This is a genomic window from Pantoea sp. Mb-10 (genome assembly GCF_021272205.1).
GTDB lineage: Bacteria > Pseudomonadota > Gammaproteobacteria > Enterobacterales > Enterobacteriaceae > Pantoea.
In genome coordinates this window covers 220,414-242,564 of record NZ_JAJSDX010000001.1, presented here as the reverse complement: position 1 = coordinate 242,564, position 22,151 = coordinate 220,414, and the positions used below count along the sequence as shown (strand labels likewise).

At 56.7% G+C, this 22,151-nt stretch carries 22 protein-coding genes; 15 read left to right on the top strand and 7 right to left on the bottom strand.

Annotated features, from left to right (window positions below; genetic code table 11):
• Positions 1-23: 23 nt before the first annotated feature.
• Together gsiC and gsiD are read left to right on the top strand one after the other, a co-directional pair.
• Positions 24-944 carry a glutathione ABC transporter permease GsiC gene (gene gsiC / locus LU196_RS01150; protein WP_232757903.1) on the top strand — a complete coding sequence of 307 codons (921 nt, stop codon included), beginning with the start codon at positions 24-26 and terminating at the stop codon, positions 942-944.
• A 10-nt stretch (positions 945-954) separates the two neighbouring features.
• Entirely contained in the window at positions 955-1,860 is a 906-nt protein-coding gene (gene gsiD / locus LU196_RS01145; RefSeq protein WP_232757902.1) for a glutathione ABC transporter permease GsiD, read from the top strand.
• Positions 1,861-1,899: 39 nt separating this feature from the next.
• Here the strand turns inward: gsiD and LU196_RS01140 are convergent, their stop codons facing one another.
• Positions 1,900-3,567: a methyl-accepting chemotaxis protein gene (locus tag LU196_RS01140; protein WP_232757901.1), complete on the bottom strand. Its 1,668-nt coding sequence runs from the start codon at positions 3,565-3,567 to the stop codon at positions 1,900-1,902.
• Between the two features lie 116 nt (positions 3,568-3,683).
• Here LU196_RS01140 and LU196_RS01135 point away from each other — a divergent pair, with 116 nt between their 5' ends.
• Positions 3,684-4,133 carry a DUF4385 domain-containing protein gene (locus LU196_RS01135; protein WP_232757900.1) on the top strand — a complete coding sequence of 150 codons (450 nt, stop codon included), beginning with the start codon at positions 3,684-3,686 and terminating at the stop codon, positions 4,131-4,133.
• Here LU196_RS01135 and rimO read toward each other — a convergent pair.
• Positions 4,130-5,455 (bottom strand): 30S ribosomal protein S12 methylthiotransferase RimO, encoded by a 1,326-nt coding sequence (gene rimO / locus LU196_RS01130; RefSeq protein ID WP_232757899.1) that lies wholly within the window; start codon positions 5,453-5,455, stop codon positions 4,130-4,132. The two genes, LU196_RS01135 and rimO, sit on opposite strands and share 4 nt — an antisense overlap.
• Positions 5,456-5,749: 294 nt before the next feature.
• Between rimO and LU196_RS01125 the strand changes: the two genes are divergently transcribed.
• Positions 5,750-6,385 (top strand): carbonic anhydrase, encoded by a 636-nt coding sequence (locus tag LU196_RS01125; RefSeq protein WP_232757898.1) that lies wholly within the window; start codon positions 5,750-5,752, stop codon positions 6,383-6,385.
• 109 nt (positions 6,386-6,494) lie between these two features.
• Positions 6,495-7,700, top strand: coding sequence for a PQQ-dependent sugar dehydrogenase (locus LU196_RS01120; protein ID WP_304622718.1), 1,206 nt, complete (start codon positions 6,495-6,497; stop codon positions 7,698-7,700).
• On the opposite strand, the gene LU196_RS01115 is transcribed toward LU196_RS01120, so the two are convergent.
• Entirely contained in the window at positions 7,630-8,283 is a 654-nt protein-coding gene (locus LU196_RS01115) for an HAD family phosphatase (RefSeq protein WP_232758250.1), read from the bottom strand. The genes LU196_RS01120 and LU196_RS01115 overlap by 71 nt on opposite strands.
• A 274-nt stretch (positions 8,284-8,557) precedes the next feature.
• Between LU196_RS01115 and LU196_RS01110 the strand changes: the two genes are divergently transcribed.
• Positions 8,558-9,763 carry a serine hydrolase gene (locus LU196_RS01110; protein WP_232757897.1) on the top strand — a complete coding sequence of 402 codons (1,206 nt, stop codon included), beginning with the start codon at positions 8,558-8,560 and terminating at the stop codon, positions 9,761-9,763.
• Between the two features lie 903 nt (positions 9,764-10,666).
• On the opposite strand, the gene ybjG is transcribed toward LU196_RS01110, so the two are convergent.
• The 3 genes from ybjG to LU196_RS01095 all read right to left on the bottom strand — a co-directional run bounded on the left by ybjG (position 10,667) and on the right by LU196_RS01095 (position 13,902).
• Positions 10,667-11,272: an undecaprenyl-diphosphate phosphatase gene (gene ybjG / locus LU196_RS01105; protein WP_232757896.1), complete on the bottom strand. Its 606-nt coding sequence runs from the start codon at positions 11,270-11,272 to the stop codon at positions 10,667-10,669.
• Positions 11,259-12,014, bottom strand: a complete 756-nt coding sequence (locus tag LU196_RS01100) for a phosphatase PAP2 family protein (protein WP_232757895.1) — start codon at positions 12,012-12,014, stop codon at positions 11,259-11,261. The genes ybjG and LU196_RS01100 overlap by 14 nt, the downstream gene beginning before the upstream one ends.
• A 199-nt stretch (positions 12,015-12,213) precedes the next feature.
• On the bottom strand, positions 12,214-13,902 hold the full coding sequence (locus LU196_RS01095) for an aspartate:alanine antiporter (protein WP_232757894.1): 1,689 nt from the start codon (positions 13,900-13,902) through the stop codon (positions 12,214-12,216).
• A gap of 254 nt (positions 13,903-14,156) precedes the next feature.
• On the opposite strand from LU196_RS01095, the gene ybjM reads away from it, so the two are divergent.
• Complete coding sequence (ybjM, locus tag LU196_RS01090; RefSeq protein WP_232757893.1) at positions 14,157-14,528, top strand: inner membrane protein YbjM; 372 nt, start codon at positions 14,157-14,159, stop codon at positions 14,526-14,528.
• A 33-nt stretch (positions 14,529-14,561) separates the two neighbouring features.
• Here the strand turns inward: ybjM and LU196_RS01085 are convergent, their stop codons facing one another.
• Positions 14,562-14,825 carry a GrxA family glutaredoxin gene (locus LU196_RS01085; protein ID WP_232757892.1) on the bottom strand — a complete coding sequence of 88 codons (264 nt, stop codon included), beginning with the start codon at positions 14,823-14,825 and terminating at the stop codon, positions 14,562-14,564.
• A gap of 211 nt (positions 14,826-15,036) precedes the next feature.
• Between LU196_RS01085 and LU196_RS01080 the strand changes: the two genes are divergently transcribed.
• The 8 genes from LU196_RS01080 to potI all read left to right on the top strand — a co-directional run bounded on the left by LU196_RS01080 (position 15,037) and on the right by potI (position 22,123).
• Positions 15,037-15,288: a DUF1418 family protein gene (locus tag LU196_RS01080; protein ID WP_232757891.1), complete on the top strand. Its 252-nt coding sequence runs from the start codon at positions 15,037-15,039 to the stop codon at positions 15,286-15,288.
• Positions 15,289-15,300: 12 nt separating this feature from the next.
• A complete protein-coding gene (nfsA, locus tag LU196_RS01075; protein ID WP_232757890.1) occupies positions 15,301-16,023 on the top strand; it encodes an oxygen-insensitive NADPH nitroreductase in 723 nt (240 codons plus the stop codon).
• Positions 16,024-16,039: 16 nt separating this feature from the next.
• Complete coding sequence (gene rimK, locus LU196_RS01070) at positions 16,040-16,942, top strand: 30S ribosomal protein S6--L-glutamate ligase (protein WP_232757889.1); 903 nt, start codon at positions 16,040-16,042, stop codon at positions 16,940-16,942.
• 86 nt (positions 16,943-17,028) lie between these two features.
• Positions 17,029-17,508 (top strand): YbjN domain-containing protein, encoded by a 480-nt coding sequence (locus tag LU196_RS01065; protein WP_232757888.1) that lies wholly within the window; start codon positions 17,029-17,031, stop codon positions 17,506-17,508.
• 443 nt (positions 17,509-17,951) lie between these two features.
• A complete protein-coding gene (gene potF, locus LU196_RS01060; protein WP_232757887.1) occupies positions 17,952-19,061 on the top strand; it encodes a spermidine/putrescine ABC transporter substrate-binding protein PotF in 1,110 nt (369 codons plus the stop codon).
• A gap of 120 nt (positions 19,062-19,181) precedes the next feature.
• Complete coding sequence (gene potG, locus LU196_RS01055; RefSeq protein ID WP_232757886.1) at positions 19,182-20,315, top strand: putrescine ABC transporter ATP-binding subunit PotG; 1,134 nt, start codon at positions 19,182-19,184, stop codon at positions 20,313-20,315.
• Between the two features lie 9 nt (positions 20,316-20,324).
• Complete coding sequence (gene potH, locus LU196_RS01050) at positions 20,325-21,281, top strand: putrescine ABC transporter permease PotH (protein WP_232757885.1); 957 nt, start codon at positions 20,325-20,327, stop codon at positions 21,279-21,281.
• Entirely contained in the window at positions 21,278-22,123 is an 846-nt protein-coding gene (gene potI, locus LU196_RS01045) for a putrescine ABC transporter permease PotI (RefSeq protein ID WP_232757884.1), read from the top strand. Before potH ends, potI begins: the two co-directional genes overlap by 4 nt.
• Positions 22,124-22,151: the final 28 nt, after the last annotated feature.

Here is a 22,151-nt window from a genome sequence, read left to right as displayed (position 1 = left end):
GGGACGGGCCCGCAGGATTTCGCATGCTTAACTATTTTCTAAAGCGCCTCTTCGGGCTGATTCCCACGTTACTGATTGTGGCGGTGCTGGTGTTCCTGTTTGTGCATCTGCTGCCCGGCGATCCGGCACGGCTGATTGCCGGGCCGGAAGCTGACGCCTCGGTGGTGGCGCTGGTGCGGCAGGAGTTGGGACTGGATCAACCGCTGATTCAGCAGTTCTGGCACTTTATGCTCAACGCGGTGCAAGGCGATTTTGGCCACTCGATGGTGTCAAAACGACCGGTGGCGCAGGAGATCGCGGCGCGCTTTTTCCCCACGCTGTGGTTGACGCTCACCAGCATGGTGTGGGCGGTGCTGTTTGGCATGGCCATTGGCATTGTCTCGGCGGTATGGCGTAACCGTTGGCCGGATCGCCTCGGCATGACGCTGGCGGTGTCGGGCATTTCGTTTCCGGCGTTTGCGCTTGGCATGCTGCTGATGCAGGTGTTCTCGGTAGAGCTGGGATGGCTACCTACGGTGGGGGCAGACAGCTGGCAGCACTATATTCTGCCCTCGATCACGCTGGGCGCCGCCGTGGCGGCGGTGATGGCGCGTTTTACGCGCGCCGCGTTTGTTGAGGTGATGCAGGAAGATTACATGCGCACCGCCCGCGCCAAAGGGGTGCGCGAATCGCTGGTGGTGGTGAAGCATGGCTTGCGCAACGCCATGATTCCGGTGATCACCATGATGGGGCTGCAGTTCGGTTTTCTGCTGGGGGGCTCCATCGTGGTCGAGGTGGTGTTTAACTGGCCCGGTCTTGGCCGCCTGCTGGTGGATTCAGTGGCGATGCGCGATTACCCGGTGATTCAGGCGGAAGTGCTGTTGTTCTCGCTGGAGTTCATTTTGATCAATCTGATTGTCGATATGCTCTATGCGGCAATCAATCCGGCTATTCGCTACAGGTAAGGAGTTGCAATTGAAGAACTGGCGTCGTGAAGCGGCACTGCGCAGCATGCCAACGCTCGCGGAAAATCGGGTACGCACACCCTGGCGCGAATTTTGGCGGCGCTTTTGCCAGCAGCCAGTGGCGATGCTGGCCGGGGGCTTTGTGCTGCTGTTGATCGTGGTGGCATGTATAGCGCCATGGATTGTCCCCTTTGATGCCGAAAACTATTTTGACTACGACCGTCTGAACGAGGGGCCGTCGTTGATGCACCTGTTTGGCGTAGATTCGCTGGGCCGCGACATCTTTAGCCGGGTGCTGGTCGGCACGCGTATTTCCCTGATTGCCGGCTTTTTCTCGGTGGCGATCGGCAGCGTAATCGGCACGCTGTTTGGCCTGCTGGCGGGCTATTACGAAGGCTGGTGGGATCGCATCACCATGCGCGTGTGCGATGTGCTGTTCGCGTTTCCCGGTATTTTGCTGGCCATTGCGGTAGTGGCGATCATGGGCAGCGGCATGAGCAATGTGATCATTGCGGTAGCGATTTTCAGCATTCCGGCGTTCGCCCGCCTGGTGCGCGGCAATACGCTGGTGCTGAAACACCAAACCTATATTGAATCGGCCCGCAGTATTGGTGCCTCAGACTGGACCATTCTGCTACGGCATATTTTACCGGGCACGGTATCGTCGATTGTGGTCTATTTTACCCTGCGCATCGGCACCTCAATTATCACTGCCGCCAGCCTGTCATTTTTGGGGCTTGGCGCGCAGCCGCCCACGCCGGAGTGGGGCGCGATGCTCAACGAAGCGCGTGCCGACATGGTGATGGCGCCCCATGTCGCCATCTTCCCAAGCCTGGCGATCTTTTTTACCGTGCTGGCCTTTAATCTGTTGGGTGACGGGCTGCGTGACGCGCTCGATCCCAAATTGAAGAGTTGACTGACGCGGGCGCGTGATGCGCCCGCGCGGTGCTGAGCGTTAAAACGTTTCCCAGTTTTCGTTACTGCTTGCGCTGACGGTGCGCGGCGCAGCCGCGGGCAGCGCGGAGAGCGTTTTCACGGGCTGGGCCACCGCCGCGCTCGCCTGGCGCGCACCGGTTTTGAAGCGCGCCACGGCGGCCGAAAGGCTGCTGGCCTGCTGCTCCAGCGAGGCCGAGGCGTTAGCCGACTCCTGCACCAGCGTGGCGTTCTGCTGCGTCACACGATCCATTTCATTGACCGCCTGACCAATCTGATCGATCCCGCGACTCTGTTCGTCAGACGCCGAGGTGATCTCACCCATAATGTCGCTGACGCGCGTGACGGCACCGACAATTTCTTGCATGGTGTCGCCGGCGCTGCTGACCTGCTGCGACCCGAGCTCGACGCGCTGTACAGAGCCTTCAATCAGCGATTTGATCTCTTTCGCGGCCTGCGCGCTGCGCTGTGCCAGATTGCGCACTTCACCCGCGACCACGGCAAAGCCACGACCCTGTTCGCCAGCGCGCGCGGCTTCCACGGCGGCGTTGAGCGCCAGAATATTAGTCTGGAAAGCAATGCCGTCGATGACGCTGGTAATATCGGCAATCTTCTGTGAGCTTTGGGCGATATCACGCATGGTTTTTACCACGCCATCCACCACGTTGCCGCCTTTGTTGGCGGTATCGGAGGCGGTTTTCGCCAGATGGGCCGCCTGGCGGGCATTGTCGGCGTTCTGCTTCACGGTAGCGGTTAACTGCTCCATGCTGGCGGCGGTCTCTTCCAGCGAAGCGGCCTGCTGCTCGGTGCGCGCGGAGAGATCGGTGTTACCGCTGGCAATGCCTGACGCGCCGCTGTAGATGACTTCGGCGCTGTCGCGCACCTTCACGATGGTACGCAGCAGCGACTGCTGCATGTGCTCCAGGCTGGTGGCAATCGACGCCATTTCACTGCGCCCCTCAATGTGCAAATGCGTCGAGAGGTCGCCTTCCGCCAGGCGTTCAATATGCTGCTGAACCTGTTTCATGGGTTTGAGCATAATGCTGCGCACCAGCATCCATACCGCCAGCACCAGCAGCAGCACAATCAGCGCCATGCCAGCCATCATGACCAGCATGTGCCGATACGTCTGTGCATTTTCCACGCTGCCCGCGTTAAGCAGCTGCACATTCTGTTCACGCCAGGTTTTGTACGCCGCTTCTAATTCATCCTGCGCCTGCTGGGCATCCAGCGCGCCGTACGCGGCATAGTTGTTGGCTTGCAGGAACCCCATGGATTGGTTTAACAACGTCTGATAGGCGGTAAACTTTTCTTCTACGGCGCGCGCGGCGTCCAGGTTTTGGCCCGGCAGCATCGGCAACGCTTTATAGGCGTCATAGTGCTGTTTGGCTTCATCAAGGGAGACGGCTGCCGCGGCCAGCAGCTTGTTGATGCCGGCGCGTGCCGCTTCATCGTTCTGGTTTTTCAAAAAGCGAATGGCCACGCGGGTGATGGTGACGCGGGTTTTGATCAGCGTTTGCCAGCCGTCCGTTAGCTCACGCTGTTGGTGTGACAGTTGGTCGCTGGTGGAAAAATTATGCTGCCCGGAAATCAATGACGACAGGAAAAGCGAGCCGGAAACGGCCTGCATCACGGTAAATACAACCAGGATCGCAATGATGGCAGTCACAATTCTCATCTGTTTAAACATACTAAGCTCTTTGTGGGGAAGGTTTGGATACTAAAGTTATCGGTTTGAAACCCGAGCGCTTAAGTGCCGGGCGCAAAAAAATGTGACAGCGATGGCCGTTAACAGGGAGTGAGCAGATGAAGCCGTTTAATTACGAGCAAGATTTCAAGCACATTGATTTTCGACAGCACCCAGAGCTGTATCAAGTGGGGCGCGGCGAGCAGGGCGTACTGATGGTGGAGCCCTATAAAGGCGAGATTTTACCGCACTGGCGTTTTCGCACCGTAGAACTGGCCAAAACGTCTTCTCAAGAGATTATGGCAATGTTTGAAGCGTATCGCGCCGCAGACGACTTCGTTGGCATGGACATGGCGCGTAAGTTTATTCAAATGGGCTACACGCGCGCGCGCCGCTACAGCAACCACAAGGGCGGTCGCAAATATGATGCCGAAGGCAAAGAGCTACCGCGCACGGTAGAAAAAGAAAAGGCCGCTGCGGCGGCCATTTTTAAAGCGTGTTGGGATCGCCTTCGCGCTGACGCAGACTATCTGGCGCGGAAGCGTGCCCATCAAGAGAAGTACGGTTAAACGCGCGTGCCCCACAAATCGTATTCGTCGGCGTGTTCGACTTTCACCCGCACCACGTCGCCTACTTTGACCTGGCGATCGCCGTTCAGATAGACGGCACCGTCGATTTCAGGCGCGTCCGCCATGCTGCGTCCCACCGCGCCTTCTTCGTCCACTTCGTCGATGATCACCAGCACTTCACGGCCGATTTTCTCCTGCAGGCGCTCGGCAGAGATTTTCTGCTGTAGCTGCATAAAGCGATCGAAACGCGCCTGCTTCACATCATCCGGTACCGGATCCGGCAGCTGGTTCGCGGTGGCACCTTCAACCGGGCTGTACTGGAAGCAGCCCACGCGATCCAGGCGCGCTTCCTGGATGAAGTCCAACAGCATCTGGAAGTCTTCTTCCGTTTCACCGGGGAAGCCGACAATAAACGTGGAGCGCAGCGTGAGCTCGGGGCAGATTTCACGCCAGCGTTTAATGCGTTCCAGCGTGCGCTCAACCGCGCCAGGGCGCTTCATGAGTTTCAGAATGCGTGGGCTGGCATGCTGCAGCGGAATATCCAGATACGGCAGGATCTTGCCTTCTGCCATCAGCGGAATGACGTCATCGACGTGCGGATAAGGGTAAACGTAATGCAGGCGAACCCATACGCCGAGCTTCGCGAGCTGTTCACACAGGCCAACCATACTGGTTTTCACCGGCGATCCGTTCCAGAAGCCGGTGCGGTGCTTCACATCAACGCCGTAGGCGGAGGTATCCTGCGAAATCACCAGCAGCTCTTTCACGCCGGCTTCTACCAGGCGCTTGGCTTCGTCGAGCACCGCGCCCACGGGACGGCTGTCGAGATCGCCACGCATAGAGGGGATAATGCAGAACGTGCAGCGGTGGTTACAGCCTTCGGAAATTTTCAGGTAAGCGTAGTGGCGCGGCGTCAGTTTCACCCCCTGTTCTGGCACCAGGCTCAGGAACGGGTTGTGTTCCGGTTTAGGCACGTAAGTGTGCACGTGCGACAGCACCTGCTCATAGCTGTGCGGGCCGGTGATCTCCAGCACTTTAGGGTGCACTTCGCGGATCTGATCGACTTTGGCGCCCAGGCAGCCAGTGACGATCACTTTGCCGTTTTCGTTCAGCGCTTCGCCAATCGCTTCCAGTGATTCCTGTACGGCGCTATCAATAAATCCGCAGGTGTTAACGATCACGATCTCCGCGTCATCGTAGCGTGGCACCACATCGTAGCCTTCGGTACGCAGTTCGGTAAGAATGCGTTCGGAGTCGACGAGGTTTTTGGGACAGCCGAGGGAAACGAACCCCACGCGCGGCGGATTTTTGACATGGCTCATAAGGATAAAAATTCATCATCATTAGTGTGGATTGGGGGGCGATTGTACAGAGGTTGCCGGGGAAAATGTATAGGTGACGCAAGAATCTCCGCCACGCTTTCCGGACCAGTACGCGCTATGCTTATTTAGCCTGTCGCTGCATGACCGGGTGATCAGAGTTGTGCATGGCGTGCTGTTTTGCTTAAATGCTGGGTTGTTGATGGTAAGTGATTATCAACAATAAGAATTTTAACTCGCGCTAACGGCCTGTTTTTTTCAGGCTGGAGCAAAAGTGGATAATGTGAGAGCAGACATATGCAAGAGATCGTTAAAGGTTTTCTGAATTTCCAACAGAATGTGTTTCCAGAAAGGAAGGATCTTTTCAAAAGTCTGGCGTCCAACCAGAATCCTAAAGCACTGTTTATTTCCTGCTCAGACAGCCGTCTGGTGCCGGAGCTGGTGACGCAGCAGGAGCCAGGCCAGCTTTTCGTTATCCGCAACGCCGGTAACATCGTGCCGCCGTTTGGCCCAGAGCCGGGCGGGGTGTCCGCCACCATTGAGTACGCGGTGCTGGCGCTGGGTGTGTCAGAAATTATTATCTGTGGTCACTCTAACTGCGGTGCGATGAACGCTATCGCGTCGAATGCCGATCTGGAGCATATGCCGGCAGTCGATCACTGGTTACATTACGCCAACGCGGCAAAAGCGGTGGTGGATGAACGCCAGTACGACAATGTTGAAACGCGTCTCACTGAAATGGTGAAAGAGAACGTCATTGCTCAGCTGAACAATATCAAAACGCATCCTTCTGTTTCCGTGGCATTGCGTAAAGGAAAACTGCGCCTGCACGGGTGGGTTTACGATATTGAAAGCGGCAAAATCATGGCGTTGACCAAAGGCGGTGAAAGCTTTATTTCCCTGTCTGACAATCCTGAAACCTGCTTCGAATAATCGCGTTCCAGCCCGGCGTCCTGCCGGGCTTAATGATTTGTAAATCCCGCGCGCCCTTGCTGATGCTCTGACTACGCTTAACGGCACACCGTTGAAGAAGGAGAGCCTTATGCGTTTCGCACGTGCTGCGCTGCTGATGGGCGCGTTGAGTGGGGCGTTTTCAGCCGGAGCGGCGAACGTGAGCGTCGAGGTGCTACAAGACCAACTCGATCACCCGTGGGCGGTCACCTTTCTCCCTGATAACCACACATTGCTGATTACCGAGCGGTCCGGCCAGCTGCGCAGCTGGAATGCCCAACGCGGTCTGTCGCAGCCGATCGCCGGCGTCCCACGCGTGTGGGCGGAGCGGCAGGGTGGACTGCTGGACGTAGCGCTGGCACCGGATTTCGCCACCAGCCGCCGCGTGTGGCTGAGCTATACCACGGCAGACGCGCAGCAGCGCGCGGGCGCCGTGGTGGGCTACGGTCGGTTGAGCAGCGATTTGCGCCAGCTGGTGGCGTTTAAGGTGGTGCTGGAGCAGACGCCAAAGCTCTCCCGTGGGGCCAATATCGGCACGCGGCTGGCGTTCGATAATCGCGGCTTTTTGTGGATCGCCTTTGGCGATAATTTTGTTAGCGCGAGTGCGCAGCAGCTGAATACCCTTTCCGGTAAAATCGTGCGGTTGACGCAGGACGGTGCCGTGCCACCCGATAACCCCTTTGTGCAGCGCGCGGGTGCGCGCCCGGAGATATGGGCATATGGCGTGCGTAATCCGCAGGGGCTGGCACTGAATCCGTGGACGCAGCAGATGTGGGAGAGTGAACACGGTCCGCGCGGCGGTGATGAAATCAACGTGCCTGAAAAAGGGAAAAATTACGGTTGGCCGCGGGCGACCTACGGCATCGACTACAGTGGAGAAAAGGTACCGGAAGCGCAGGGAACCCATGTCGCCGGCACTGAACAGCCGCGCTTTTGGTGGAAAATTTCACCTGCGGTAAGCGGTATGGCGTTTTACAACAGCGCGCGTTTTCCGCAGTGGCAACAGTCTGTTTTCATCGGGGCGCTGAAAGAAAAAAGCCTGATCCGCTTGCAGGTGGATGGCAGCAACGTGGTGGAGGCGCAGCGTCTGCTGCACGATCGCGGCGAACGTATCCGCGATGTGCGGCAGGGGCCAGATGGTTATCTCTACGTGCTGACTGACGAGGCAAACGGCAAGCTGCTCAAAGTAGGGCTGACGGAGGCCGCCAGTCCCACGCGCGACAAACTTAGCGCGTCCAGTGGCATACCTCCCAGCCACGCTGCTGCGCTTCCTGCGCCAGCATCGCATCCGGATTGATGACCCAGGCGCTGTCGGCATGGGTTAATAACGGCAGGTCGTTGATGGAGTCGCTGTAGGCCCAGGTGTGGGCAAAGGGCTGCGCTTGCTGCGCTTTCCACGCCTGCAGGCGTGTCACTTTGCCTTCACGATAGGTTGCGGTACCGTAAATGCGGCCGGTGTAGCGCTCATCGGCGATCTCCACGCCAATGGCCAAGGCATCGTCCACTTCAAGGCGTTTAGCAATCGGCAGCGCCAGATGATCGCCGCTGGCGGTAATGATCACCACTTTATCGCCACGCTGTTGATGCCAGCGAATACGTTCGCGCGCGGCCGGGAAGACGCGCGGCAAGATGTCACGATGGATAAAGCGGCGCGCCCAGCCTTCAACGGTAAGGGTGGCCATACCGGCCAGCGGGGCGAGGGTGGTGCCCATGTACTCTTCAATGGATAGCTTTCCGGCGTGATATTGCGCCATCAGCGTCTGTTCCTGCTGCAATAGCGCTTCCTGCGCATACCCTTGTGACACCAGCCAGCGCAGCCATAGGCTGGTGCTGTCTTCACAAATCAGGGTTTCATCCAGATCGAAAACGGCTAAGTCCATCATGTTTCTCCTCGGCTGACTGGCATCAGGTTAGCTGAGTTTTGTGACTGACTTAACTGTTCTGCGAAAAATCGGAATTTCACGCACTTTTTTCGCCGCAGAGGGCGTGCGAAAGTGGGCAACGTAACAGCACGCCTTCCAAGGTAACTCTAATAAACTCTATAAAACTTTACGATTGGAAGGTTTTGTTCACAGGGCCTTAGCGTGTAGTTTTCGTAAGACATGTCTTACCCGCCAAAAAACCTGATTTAACAAGGACAATCTGGTCACGCTCATGAGAAAAAATGCCTTCACCTCCGCGCTGCGCCCGCTGGCAGCCACGCCGCTGCTGCTGCTGTTCCTGCCGGTCACCTCCCATGCGGTCGACGCACCTGCCGCCCCGCAAATTGATGCGAAAGCGTGGATTTTAATGGATTACAACAGCGGTAAAGTGCTGGCGGAATCCAACGCCGATCAGCGTCTCGATCCTGCCAGCTTGACCAAGATGATGACCAGCTATGTGGTGGGTCAGGCGCTGAAGTCCGGTAAAATTCACAATGATGACAACGTCACCATCGGTCAGGATGCCTGGGCCACCGGCAACCCAAAACTGCGTGGGTCATCGCTGATGTTCCTGAAACCGGGCGATCGTATTCCGGTATCGGAGCTCAACAAGGGCATTGTGATTCAGTCGGGCAATGATGCGTGCATCGCACTGGCGGATTATGTGGCGGGCAGTCAGGACGCGTTTATCGGCCTGATGAACAACTACGTCAAAGCATTTGGCCTGCAGAACACCCATTTTATGACGGTGCATGGCCTGGATGCGGAAGGGCAATACAGCACCGCGCGCGATATGGCGATAATCGGCCAACGTCTTATTAGCGATGTGCCGGATGAGTATGCGCTGAACAGCCAGAAAGAGTTCACCTTTAATAACATTAAGCAGATGAATCGCAATCGTCTGCTGTGGAGCTCAAACCTCAAGGTGGACGGGATTAAAACCGGACACACTTCCGGCGCGGGTAACAACTTAGTGGCTTCCGCCACCGAAGGGGATATGCGTTTGATCTCGGTGGTACTGGGCGCGCAAACGGATGCGATACGTTTTCGTGAGAGCGAGAAGCTGCTGACGTGGGGATTCCGTTTCTATGAAACGGTGACGCCCATCAAAGCCGATAAGCCGTTCGCACAGCAGCGCGTATGGTTCGGTGAAAAGAGCCAGGTGAATTTGGGCGTGGCGAAAGATGCGGCTATCACCATCCCGAAAGGGCAGATGAAGAACCTGAAGGCCAGCTTTACGCTCACCAATCCGCAGCTGGAAGCGCCACTTACCAAGAATCAGGTGGTTGGCACCATCGATTTCCAACTGGATGGCAAAACCATTGAACAGCGTCCGCTGGTGGTGATGGAGTCGGTGCCAGAGGGCGGTTTTGTCGGACGCATCTGGGATTTCATTATGATGAAATTCAACGGCTGGTTTGGGAAGTGGCTTAATTGATCATTGCCACGGGTTAGGGCTGCAGGCGCGCTCTTTCGTTTGCACGGAGCGACTTTCGTTCGCCATGGCACCGGCAGGTGCCTTTGCCGCGCTGCGGCGACCGAGCAGAGGGCGCCAGGCCGCGCCCTCTGCACTCCCCGGCCCTGCGCCAGCCCCGCTCGCCGCTGCGCGGTGCCTTCACTCCCTCAGCCTTCCTGACGGACCGGCGTCGATTCGCTCCTGCTCAACGCCGCCTCTCGCGGCATCCATGCCGCTCGCCCTGGAAGCCTTCAGTCGTTCAGCGAGTGGGGATGGCGCTATCAACCCCCGCTGCAAGCCATGACTTTTTTCGCAGCCGGCGCGTGGCGGTAAGATTTTTAAGGTGCACGCGCGGCGTTAAGTAACAACCTTTTTTCGCGTTTTTGGTCTTTAGACGCCAGCGCGTTGCTGAAAAGACTTTTAAGCAACCTCCCGCCCGCGAAGTGTTAACCAGAAGCCGTTTCTAATGTCTGTCTTCTGTCTTTTCCAGCCAGCCACTGTCTTCGCAGACCCGTTTACGGCCACCCAGACAACCCCAGACAGAAAAAAGAAAAAAGCCCTTACAGACGGTGGTGTTGAGCGCCATCCGGAGCGCCGAACGGAGCGCGACGGCCAGGACGAAGCGGCAGGGATGCCGCTGAGAGGGCGGCATGAGCCAGGGATGGCGAATCCGCGCGGTCCGTGAGGCTGGCGCGGCGGAGTGAGGGAACAGCGCAGGCTGGCGCAGGGCGCGGATTGCAAAGGGCCGCGCCCATCGGCCCTTTGCCCGTACGCCGCAGCGGGGCGACTGCAACTCCCGCAGGGTTAGCGGGCGGAACCCGCTCAGGGTTCGGTAAAAAACCGGCTGAGCGGTCGGAACCCGCTCAACGTCAACCGGAGCCCGCCTCAATCCCTGATCCACCCCTTTTTGATCGGCATAGCAAACAGCGTACGGTACACCTGATGCGTGCCTTCCAGCATCCGCTTGCCATAAAGCTGCCACGCCATATGTGACGCCAGACACGACAGCAGGCCCACCAAAAATCCGCCGACCATATCCAGTGGCCAGTGCACGCCGAGATAAACGCGTGACCAGGCAATGGCACTGCCTATCGCCAGTAACAGCACACCAGACCACAGGCGATGCCACAGCACAAAGGCCAGCGCAAAGGTAAAAATGGTGGTGCCGTGATCGCTCGGATAAGAGTCATCCGCCGCGTGGGGAAGAAATTGATGGCCAAAGCCAATCGCGAAAGGGCGCGGATGGGGTAGGAGCTGACCAACACACCAGGAGATACCCAGCGCGTAGAGCAGCGCCATGCCGGTTTTCAGCACCAGTGCGCGCTGTGATGGCACCTGCTCACGCGGTCCCCATAGCCACAGCGCCACGATCAATAAGGGCACGATAGCGATCAGATCTTTGGCGATAAAGGTCGCCAGGGAAAGGAGCCATGCCGGTGAGTCTGGCGTCGCGTTGATCCACAAAAAAAGGCGATGGTTAAGCGCTTCCATGATGATTTCTCGTCCTCAACTGATTTAGGCAAAAAGAAAAACCGGCAAATACCACGACCTGCGTGAGCCACACCCACCATCCTGCCCACAGGTTATGGGAAAAGAAGTGGGCGCCGCGCATTACCTGGCCATATCCCATCAAGAGACCCACGGTAATACCGACCAGCAGCGCGACCAACGCACGGCGCGGACGTTCCGGCCACCACAGGAAAAACAGCGCCATCAGCGAAAATCCACTGGAAGCATGTCCGCCGGGAAAGCACTGCCCCGGGCCGCTGTTGGCCGGCACGCTATCCAGCAGAACAAAGCTTTCGGCTTTACCGCCGAACATTGCTAAATCCCACGGACAGGAGTGGGCGCTGTGCGCCTTGAGCACGCCGACCACCAGCGGGCCGAGGCCAAACAGCAGCGCCACCAGCACGTAACGGCCATGGCGGCGCTGGATGCCGCGTAGCAACAGCAGAATCGCCCCCGCGATAATCACATCTTTCACCAAGCGATGATTCACCAGGTCGAGCCAGCGGTTATGCTGCCAGGGAAAGCGTGCCGTCTGCGCGTCAAACCACATGCGGCTGATCGCGATATCCAGGTTTTCGTGGCGAGACCAGAGCAAAAATGCCAGTCCCAAGATTGCCAGTAAAATGAAGTTGATAGCGTAAAAGCGCCCGGAAAGAGAATATATAGTCGTGCTCTTAATCTGGTCGGGGGTTATGGATAGGTTTAACTTTGATGACGGTTGCATGACGATTTTGCGCAAAAGAGATCGGACAGGCAGGGTCGCAAGTTACGCTTAACGCAACCTTAAGCTGCGTGGGCAGGGCATAAAAAAACCCGCCGGTCAGTGACGGGCGGGCTCCTCAATTTGGGGATTTCAAAGAAAAGCAGTGGCACTTATTCAGACTGCGGTCGAGATGATTAGTTCTCGACCGGTTCAAAATATTTTAAAACGGTAAAAGCGGCCAGACGATCACAATTAAGGTACCGGCCAGCGTCAGCAACACGTTGGCAATGGCATAGGTGCCAGCATAGCCCAGAGCGGGAATGCTGCTGCGGGCGGTATCGCTGATGATCTCCATGGCCGGCGCGCAGGTGCGCGCGCCCATGATGGCGCCAAAAAGCAGGGCGCGGTTCATGCGCAATACGTAAGCGCCAAACAGGTAGCAGATGACAACCGGCAGCAAACTGACTAACAGGCCGCTCAGTAACATCAGTGCGCCCGCACTGCCAAAGCCGTGCTGCAAGCCGCTGCCAGCGCTCAGGCCCACGCCAGCCATAAACACCATCAGCCCAAACTCTTTCACCATCGTCAACGCGCCCTGGGGAATATAACCAAAGGTCGGATGGTTGGCGCGCAGGAAGCCGAGCATGATCCCGGCAAACAGCAGGCCGGCTGCGTTGCCGAGGCCAAAGCTGAAATTACTGAACTGGAAGGTGATCATGCCGATCATCAAGCCCAGAATAAAGAAGGCGCAGAAGGCCAGCAGATCGGTGATTTGGCTGTGAATCGCAATAAAGCCGATGCGATCGGCCAACTGCTTCACGCGCCGCGCTTCGCCGCTGACCTGGAGCACATCGCCTTTATTGAGCATGATGCTGTCATCAATGGGCATCTCAATCTGGCTGCGAATCACCCGGTTTAGAAAACAGCCGTGATCGGTCAGTTTGAGGTGGCTCAGGCGCTTGTTCACCGCGTTATGGTTTTTCACCACGATCTCTTCGGTCACAATGCGCATGTCGAGCAGATCGCGGTCGAACACTTCTTTGCCGTTGCGGAAGCTGGCATCCAGCCGCGCATGCGCGTCGGGATAACCCACCAGCGAAATTTCGTCGCCCAGTTGCAGCACCGCATCACCGTCGGGGCTGGCCAGTATGCCGTTGCGGCGCAGGCGCTCAATATAGCAGCCGGTCTGGCGATAGATGCCCAGCTCACGCAGGTTTTTGCCGCCGGTCCAGGCCACCAGTTCTGGGCCGACGCGGTAGGCGCGGATTACCGGCAGGAAAACTTTGCGCTGGCTGTCGGCATCCAGACCGCGCTCCCGGGCAATTTGCTGGGCGCAGGTGGGGAGATCCTGGTGCTGCAGGCGCGGTAAGTAGCGCGCGCCAAAAATCAGGCTGACTAACCCCACCAGATAGGTGAGCGCGTAGCCAAGACTCAGGTTATCCTGCATCAGGCCGAGCTGGTGCGCGTCGCTAATGCTCTGGCGCAGCGTGTCGCCCGCGCCTACCAGCACCGGTGTTGAGGTCATCGAGCCGGCCAGCATCCCGGCGGTCAGGCCGATATCCCAACCAAACAGTTTGCCCAGCGTTAGCGCAACCAGCAGGGCGCTCACCACCATCACAATCGCCAGGAAAAAATAGTTTTTACCGTCACGGAAAAAAATCGAGAAAAAGTTAGGCCCCGCTTCCACGCCAACGCAAAAAATAAACAACATAAAGCCAAGGCTTAATGCATCGGTATTTATCGCGAAATGTTGCTGGCCTAAAATCAGTGACACCACCAGCACGCCAATTGAATTACCAAGCTGAACAGAGCCAAGACGTAATTTACCCAGGCACAGCCCGAGTGCCAGGACGACAAATAATAACAGAACGTCATTTTTACTTAACAATTCTGCGACGTTAATGTTCACGGTTTAACTTCTTCTTAACCTGTAACAAGTTGATGAAAGGGCCTTTTTTCGCTATCGTGTGCCAAACGCAAGTGCGCTTAGCGTCTCAAAGACGCAGGCCAGCTAATAAAACGGCGTTATTCTAAACATAATTAACTTCCTCAGCTATGCGCAGTTTCATTCGCGCTGCTTAAAGCTGTTTATTTTTATTTCCAGTTGTGCGCACCCGGGCAGTAAACGTTTCAAAATTGTTAACGTCAAAGTTGAGGATGGGTATGTTGCAGCGCAATAACCGCTGGCCGTCATGGGTTCTGGGCGTGATGTTTTATACGCTGGTATTTATTTTTGCCCACCATTTTTGGGCGGCAGCGTCCGCCCAGACGGTGCGTGGTCAACCGGAGCTGCTGCTGTTTCTGTTGCCTGGCGCCTTAATGGCGCTATTGCATGCGGAAAGTGCACTGATCAGAACGCTTTGGGTGGCGCTGACGGGCACGCTGTTGGGCACAACGTGGGTGATGTTGGCCATGACGATGACCCATAGCGGGCTGCTGGTATTGGCCTGGAGCTTAAGCGCGTGGTTCTGGGCGGGGTGCGGTGCGCTGCTGGTGCGTTTGCTGCGCATTATGCTAGCTATGCGCGCTGAATAGCCTGAATGAAAACGGGCCCGCAGGCCCGTTGAATTACGCTTCTACGCCCAGATTGTCTTTGGTCCAGGCAGCGAATTCGGTGTAGCCACCGATGTGCTTATCGTCGAGGAAAATTTGCGGTACGGTGCTCACGGGCTTACCCGCACGCGCTTCCAAATCAGCCTTGGTGATACCGGTCGCCTGAATGTCCACATACTGATAGTTGAAGTCATCGCGTTCAGTGGTCAGGCGGCTAGCCAGCTCTTTTGCCCGCACACAGTAAGGGCAGCTTTCGCGGCCAAAAATCACTGCAATCATTACGTCTCTCCTTTGTCACCTGCGTTATGCGTACTGTCATAACCCAGCGTCAATAATGCCCATTATCATGCCCGCCCGTTCGGCTTAAGCAAAGTAGAAAATGCCTGTTAATCTGATGGGTACGCACGATGGCTTGTATACTTTACTTCACCAAACGCACGCGTTTGGGCCTGAGCGCGATTAACCTGCTGAACTGATGAGGAATCCATTCATGCGTAACCTGGCGACGTTGCCGAAACCGGTGTTGCTGTTAGAAGTCCTGGGCGTCGCGGCGGTGATTGCCGCGCTGCTGCTGGTCAACGGCTGGATGGATGCACCTGATGCTTTTGCCGCCAAGCCCTTGGCAACGCTGCTTTTTCTGCTGGGCGTGGCGGGTATGCTACCTGCCGCCTGGTTGATGATGTGGCGAACCGCCAAAGCGATGGCGCCTCAGCTGTTTAGCCACCCCACAAAAAGAAAGTAACCGGAGAGGATTATGACGCCGACGATTGATCTATTGTGCAGCCACCGTTCCATTCGTGCTTTTACTGAGCAGAGTATTGATGATGCTCAGCGCAGCGCGATCATTGCTGCAGCACAGGCGGCTTCGACCTCCAGTTTTTTGCAGTGCTCTTCGATTGTTCGCATCACCGACAGGGAAATGAGAGACACGCTGGTGGAACTCACCGGCGGCCAGTCTTGGGTCGCTGCCGCACCGGAATTTTGGGTCTTTTGCGCCGACTTTAACCGTCATCAACAAATCTGTCCTGACGCGCAGCTGGGCCGCGCAGAGCAGCTGCTGCTGGGCTGTGTGGATACCGCGCTGATGGCGCAGAATGCGATGGTGGCGGCCGAGTCGTTAGGACTGGGTGGCGTGTTTATTGGCGGCATCCGCAACAGTATTGCGGAGGTCACTGAGCTGCTGGGACTGCCGAAGTTTGTGCTGCCGCTGTTTGGCTTTTGCGTAGGGCATCCGGCGGATAACCCAGACGTGAAGCCGCGCATGCCGCAGGCGATGCTGGTGCACGAAAACCGCTATCACGACGTTGATCAGGCTGTGCTTGCGGAATACGACGCGCAGATCATGGCTTACTACCAGCAGCGCGACAGTCATCAGCGTTCAGATACGTGGAGCGCGATGATCCAGCGCCTGATCATCAAAGAAACCCGTCCGTTTATGCTGGATTATCTGCATAAGCAGGGCTGGGCGACGCGTTAATCACAGGGATACCGCAATGAAAATGGCCATTCTCACCCGCGACGGCACGCTCTATTCGTGCAAACGACTGCGTGATGCCGCGGAGGAGCGTGGCCATCAGGTGCAGTTTATCGATCCGCTCTCTTGCTATATGAATATCAATTCGGCTTCGCCGACGGTGCACTATCGCGGGGACGCGCTCGGGCATTTTGATGCGGTGATTCCTCGCATCGGCACCGCGACCACGTTTTACGGCACGGCCGTGCTGCGCCAGTTTGAGATGTGCGGCAGCTATCCGTTGAATGAGTCGGTTGCCATTACCCGCGCGCGTGACAAACTGCGATCGCTGCAGCTGCTGGCGCGTCAGGGCATTGATATGCCCGTGACGGGATTCGCCTCTTCGCCGGATGATACGCAGGACGTCATTGCGATGGTGGGCGGCGCCCCGCTGGTGGTGAAGTTGGTGGAGGGCACGCAGGGCATTGGTGTCGTTCTGGCCGAAACGCGTCAGGCGGCGGAGAGCGTCATCGATGCTTTTCGCGGTCTGAATGCGCATATTCTGGTGCAGGAATTTATCCAGGAAGCGCAAGGGCGCGATATTCGCTGTTTAGTGATTGGCAATCAGGTGGTGGCCGCGATCGAGCGGCAGGCCAAAGAGGGCGAGTTTCGCTCTAATCTGCACCGCGGCGGCACCGCGCAGGCGGTCACGATTACCGATCAGGAGCGTGAGATTGCGGTTCGCGCCGTGGCCACGCTGGGGCTGGACGTCGCGGGCGTGGATATTCTGCGCGCGGCGCGCGGGCCGCTGGTTATGGAGGTAAATGCCTCCCCTGGGCTGGAAGGCGTCGAGCGCTGCACCGGGCTGGATATTGCGGGCATGATGATCCACTGGATTGAGCAGCACGCCTGTGCCGATTATCGGCTCAAAACCGGCGGATAAGCGCGCAAAAACGTTCTTTTCATGGCGTCGTCGCCACTTTTTCCGTAAGCTAAGGCGCTTATTTCTTCACCCCACAGGATGAAACGATGGATTCACTGGTCGTTCCTGACATCGACATGCTGCGTCGCTGGCTGGATCAACAAAATATCACCTGGTTCGAGTGTGACGCCTGCCAGGCGCTGCATCTGCCGCACATGCAGAATTTTGACGGGGTGTTTGATGCAAAAATCGACCTGGTGGATAACGTCATTCTGTTTTCCGCGCTGGCGGAAGTTAAACCCACCGCACTGATCCCGCTGGTGGGCGATTTGTCGCAAATCAACGCCAGTTCACTCACGGTGAAGGCATTTATTGATATTCAGGACGACAATTTGCCCAAGCTGATTGTGTGCCAGTCCCTCAGCATCAGCGCCGGCATCACCTTTGGTCAGTTTGCGCAGTTTATGAAGCAAAGCGAAGAGGGGGTTTCAATGGTGATCATGGAAGCCTTTGCGAATCATCTGCTGATGATTGGCGACGAGGATGAACGTCCCAGCACCGCCAGCAGCCAAAGCTTGCTGCACTGATTACGCTCCCGCCCTGCTAACTGCCGCTTTTTGCGGCAGTTTTTGTTTGTGCCCCGCCGTTTAATATTCTGCTTTTCGCCCTTTAATGCCAGATATTAGTTGTGCCTTATGCCGCTATTGCCAAACCCCATAGCAGAAACATGCATAACTTATCGCAAAAAGGCGTTTTTTACGCTGGGCTCTGGTACGCGCTCCATCGCGGGGCTATTCTTGCGGAGCTGCGCATAACCATGCAACCGCAGTGCCGATCTTTATCCGAAACACGTTGTGCCTTTGAACCGTAAGCCGTGAAGCTGCGTGTCGTCAGAACGTCGGATATAGGTTTTTGCTATTAAACTCCCGCTGAATATTGATTCATTGTATGTCTGACAACGTTCAGGCTGCGCAATTTCTGGATCGCGTGTATGCAGCGCTGTGATGACCCGCTCAGGAGGAAGGAAAACATGATCAACCAACGTAAAAAATGGTTGCCAGGTGTGGTTGCTGGTGTGTTGATGGCTGCGGCCGTCGGCGTGCAGGCAGAGGATAAGACGCTGCACGTGTATAACTGGTCTGATTATATTTCGCCAGATACCGTTCCGAATTTTGAAAAGCAGACCGGCATTAAAGTGGTCTACGACGTGTTTGATTCCAATGAGGTGCTGGAAGGCAAACTCATGGCGGGTTCAACCGGTTATGACGTGGTGGTGCCCTCTTCAAGTTTCCTTGCGCGCCAGCTGCAATCCGGTGTGTTCCAGGAGCTGGATAAGAGCAAGCTGCCCAATTACAAAAATCTCGACCCCGATCTGATGGCAAAAGTGGCGCAGCACGATCCGGGCAACAAGTACGCCATTCCCTATCTGTGGGGCACCACGGGCATCGGCTATAACATTGATAAAGTGAAAGCCGCGTTAGGTGCGGATGCACCGGTAAACAGCTGGGATCTGGTGCTGAAGCCAGAGAACCTGGAAAAACTGAAAAGCTGCGGCGTGTCATTCCTGGATGCACCTGAAGAGATTTTTGCCACCGTTCTTAACTATCTCGGTAAAAATCCCAACAGTGAAGATGCCAAAGATTACACCGGGGCGGCGACCGATCTGCTGCTGAAGCTGCGTCCAAATATTCGCTACTTCCACTCGTCGCAGTACATCAACGACTTGGCCAACGGGAACATTTGCGTGGCGATCGGCTGGTCCGGCGATATTCTGCAGGCCAAAGACCGCGCGGCGAAAGCCAACAACGGCGTGCACTTGGGCTACAGCGTGCCGAAAGAGGGCGCACTTGCCTTCTTTGACATGATGGCGATTCCAAAAGATGCCAAGAATTTAGACGCGGCCTATCAGTGGCTTAACTACATCATGGATCCTAAAGTGATTGCTGATGTGTCCAACAAAATGAATTACGCCAACGGCAATAAAGCGTCACTGCCGCTGATCAACGCGGACGTGCGTAACAACCCTGGCATCTTCCCGACGCCGGACGCCATGGCGAAATTGTTTGTGCTCAAAGTCCAGGATCCAAAACTCGATCGTGCACGTACCCGTGCCTGGACTAAAGTAAAAAGTGGTAAGTGATTCGTTCTGAACGAATTCGATCACAATCAGATGACAACAGAGGCGCAGTGACGGCCTCTGTTGTGCCTTTTTAGCGGCGAGCTGTGCCGCGCTACCCCGCTTAGCGCCGGAGAGATGTGAGTGAACGACGCGATTCCCCGCCCTCAGAATAAAACCGCAAAGGCGTTAACGCCGCTGCTGGAGATCCGTAACCTGACGAAATCGTTTGACGGCCAGCATGCCGTGGATGATGTCAGCCTGACCATTTACAAAGGCGAGATTTTCGCGCTGCTCGGCGCGTCCGGCTGCGGGAAATCCACGCTATTACGCATGCTGGCGGGCTTTGAAATCCCCAGCAGCGGGCAAATTGTGCTGGACGGGCAAGATCTGTCTCACGTGCCGCCGTATCAGCGTCCTATCAACATGATGTTTCAATCCTACGCGCTGTTTCCGCACATGACGGTGGAACAGAACATCGCGTTTGGCCTGAAGCAGGACAAGCTGCCCAAAAATGAGATCGCCAGCCGCGTGGCAGAGATGCTGACGCTGGTGCACATGGAAGAGTACGCCAAACGTAAGCCGCACCAGCTCTCGGGTGGTCAGCGGCAGCGCGTGGCGCTGGCGCGCAGCCTGGCGAAGCGGCCCAAGCTGCTGCTACTGGACGAGCCCATGGGCGCGCTGGATAAAAAGCTGCGTGACCGCATGCAGCATGAAGTGGTGGATATTCTTGAGCGCGTGGGCGCCACCTGTGTGATGGTGACGCATGACCAGGAAGAGGCAATGACCATGGCAGGCCGCATTGCCATCATGAACCGCGGTAAGTTTGTGCAAATTGGCGAACCGGAGGAGATCTATGAACATCCTACCAGTCGCTACAGCGCAGAGTTTATCGGTTCCGTGAACGTCTTCGAGGGCTTACTGCGTGAGCGTCGTGAAGAGGGCTTGGTGCTGGAGTCGCCTGGGTTACAGCATCCGCTCAAAGTGCAAACGGACGTCTCTATCGTAGACAACGTGCCGGTGCACGTGGCGCTGCGTCCGGAAAAAGTGATGCTGTGCGACGAGGTGCCGGCGGATGGCTGCAATTTTGCCGTGGGGGAAGTGGTGCATATCGCCTATCTCGGCGATCTGTCGATTTACCACGTACGTTTGCACAGTGGTCAGATGATCAGCGCGCAGCTGCAAAATGCCCACCGCTACCGCAAAGGTGCGCCGACGTGGGGTGACGAAGTGCGCCTGTGCTGGGATGCGGACAGCTGCGTGGTCCTGACGGTCTAAGGAGGCGATATGCGCCAGATTTCTCAACGCCGCGCGCCAACCGTGGTTGGTACGCCGCTGCAACGCTGGGCGACACGCCTGAAAATGCAGCATGGACGCAAGCTGGTGATTGCGCTGCCCTATCTGTGGCTGATCTTGCTGTTTATGCTGCCGTTCCTGATTGTCTTAAAGATCAGTTTTGCCGATATTGCCCGCGCTATCCCGCCGTATACCGATCTGGTGACATGGGCTGACGATCAGCTGAATGTGGTGCTGAATTTGGGTAACTACATCACGCTCACTGACGATCCCCTGTACGCGGAAGCTTATCTGACCTCACTCAAGGTCGCAGCAATCTCTACGCTTATCTGTTTGCTGATTGGCTATCCGCTGGCGTGGGCCGTGGCGCACAGTAAACCATCAATGCGCACCATTCTGCTGCTGCTGGTGATCCTGCCGTCGTGGACCTCGTTTCTGGTGCGCGTTTACGCCTGGATGGGACTGCTGAACAATAACGGCATCCTGAACCGCTTCCTGATGTGGCTGGGGGTGATCGATCATCCGCTGGTGATTCTGTATACCAACACCGCCGTGTATATCGGCATTGTTTACTGTTATCTGCCGTTTATGGTGCTGCCGATTTACACCGCGCTGACGCGCATTGACTATTCGCTGGTCGAGGCGTCGCTGGACTTAGGCGCGCGTCCGCTTAAGACTTTCTTTAGCGTGATCGTCCCGCTCACCAAAGGCGGGATTATCGCCGGTTCCATGCTGGTGTTTATCCCGGCGGTGGGGGAGTACGTTATTCCTGAACTGCTGGGCGGACCTGACAGCATTATGATCGGCCGTATCTTGTGGCAGGAGTTCTTTAATAACCGTGATTGGCCGGTGGCCTCTGCGCTGGCGGTGATCATTCTGTTGATTCTGATTTTGCCTATCATCTGGTTCCACAAGCATCAAAACCGCGCCACAGGAGAGAAAGAATGAATCAGCTACCGACCATTCGTTCACCGTGGCGCACGGCGATTCTGGCGTGCTGCTTCCTGTTTCTGTATGCACCCATGCTGCTGCTGGTGGTTTATTCCTTTAACAGCTCGCAGCTGGTGACGGTGTGGGAGAGTTTCTCGTTTCACTGGTATCAGGTGCTGTTCCAGGATCAGGCGATGCTGGATGCGGTGGGGCTCAGCCTGACGATTGCGGCCCTGTCGGCCAGCACGGCCGTGGTGCTGGGCACGATGGCTGCGGTGATTATCGTGCGCTTTGGCCGCTTCCGCGGGCACAGCGGTTTCGCCTTTATGCTCACCGCGCCGCTGGTGATGCCGGATGTGATCACCGGTTTGTCGCTGCTGCTGCTGTTCGTGGCGATGGGCAACGCCTTTGGCTGGCCGAGCGATCGCGGCATGCTGACTATCTGGCTGGCGCACGTGACCTTCTGTACTGCTTACGTGGCGGTGGTGATCAATTCGCGCCTGCGTGAGCTGGATCGCTCCATTGAAGAGGCCGCGATGGATCTCGGCGCCACGCCGCTGAAGGTGTTCTTTGTGATCACCGTGCCGATGATTGCGCCTGCGCTGATCACCGGCTGGCTACTGGCCTTTACCCTGTCGCTCGACGACTTAGTGATTGCCAGCTTTGTCACTGGCCCGGGTGCCACCACGCTGCCGATGGCGATTTTTGCTACTGTGCGGCGCGGCGTAAACCCGGAGATAAACGCGCTGGCCTCACTGATTTTGTTCATTGTCGGGCTGGTGGGCTTTATCGCCTGGCGCTTTATGGCCCATGAAGAAAAGCAGCGTTTGCGCGATATTCAGAAAGCCAGACGTGGCTGAAAGCCGTAACTTTTGCCACTATAAGAAC

Bases quoted from the DNA above. Each gene is read 5' to 3' on its own strand.
- LU196_RS01080 (WP_232757891.1), top strand. From the start codon at position 15,037: ATGCGTAACCTGGCGACGTTGCCGAAACCGGTGTTGCTGTTAGAAGTC.
- nfsA (WP_232757890.1), top strand. From the start codon at position 15,301: ATGACGCCGACGATTGATCTATTGTGCAGCCACCGTTCCATTCGTGCT.
- potH (WP_232757885.1), top strand. From the start codon at position 20,325: ATGCGCCAGATTTCTCAACGCCGCGCGCCAACCGTGGTTGGTACGCCG.
- gsiC (WP_232757903.1), top strand. From the start codon at position 24: ATGCTTAACTATTTTCTAAAGCGCCTCTTCGGGCTGATTCCCACGTTA.
- LU196_RS01085 (WP_232757892.1), bottom strand. From the start codon at position 14,825: ATGATTGCAGTGATTTTTGGCCGCGAAAGCTGCCCTTACTGTGTGCGG.
- LU196_RS01125 (WP_232757898.1), top strand. From the start codon at position 5,750: ATGCAAGAGATCGTTAAAGGTTTTCTGAATTTCCAACAGAATGTGTTT.
- ybjG (WP_232757896.1), bottom strand. From the start codon at position 11,272: ATGGAAGCGCTTAACCATCGCCTTTTTTTGTGGATCAACGCGACGCCA.
- LU196_RS01065 (WP_232757888.1), top strand. From the start codon at position 17,029: ATGGATTCACTGGTCGTTCCTGACATCGACATGCTGCGTCGCTGGCTG.
- LU196_RS01120 (WP_304622718.1), top strand. From the start codon at position 6,495: ATGCGTTTCGCACGTGCTGCGCTGCTGATGGGCGCGTTGAGTGGGGCG.
- LU196_RS01110 (WP_232757897.1), top strand. From the start codon at position 8,558: ATGAGAAAAAATGCCTTCACCTCCGCGCTGCGCCCGCTGGCAGCCACG.
- LU196_RS01135 (WP_232757900.1), top strand. From the start codon at position 3,684: ATGAAGCCGTTTAATTACGAGCAAGATTTCAAGCACATTGATTTTCGA.
- LU196_RS01100 (WP_232757895.1), bottom strand. From the start codon at position 12,014: ATGCAACCGTCATCAAAGTTAAACCTATCCATAACCCCCGACCAGATT.
- ybjM (WP_232757893.1), top strand. From the start codon at position 14,157: ATGTTGCAGCGCAATAACCGCTGGCCGTCATGGGTTCTGGGCGTGATG.
- rimK (WP_232757889.1), top strand. From the start codon at position 16,040: ATGAAAATGGCCATTCTCACCCGCGACGGCACGCTCTATTCGTGCAAA.
- potF (WP_232757887.1), top strand. From the start codon at position 17,952: ATGATCAACCAACGTAAAAAATGGTTGCCAGGTGTGGTTGCTGGTGTG.
- LU196_RS01115 (WP_232758250.1), bottom strand. From the start codon at position 8,283: ATGGACTTAGCCGTTTTCGATCTGGATGAAACCCTGATTTGTGAAGAC.
- rimO (WP_232757899.1), bottom strand. From the start codon at position 5,455: ATGAGCCATGTCAAAAATCCGCCGCGCGTGGGGTTCGTTTCCCTCGGC.
- potI (WP_232757884.1), top strand. From the start codon at position 21,278: ATGAATCAGCTACCGACCATTCGTTCACCGTGGCGCACGGCGATTCTG.
- LU196_RS01140 (WP_232757901.1), bottom strand. From the start codon at position 3,567: ATGTTTAAACAGATGAGAATTGTGACTGCCATCATTGCGATCCTGGTT.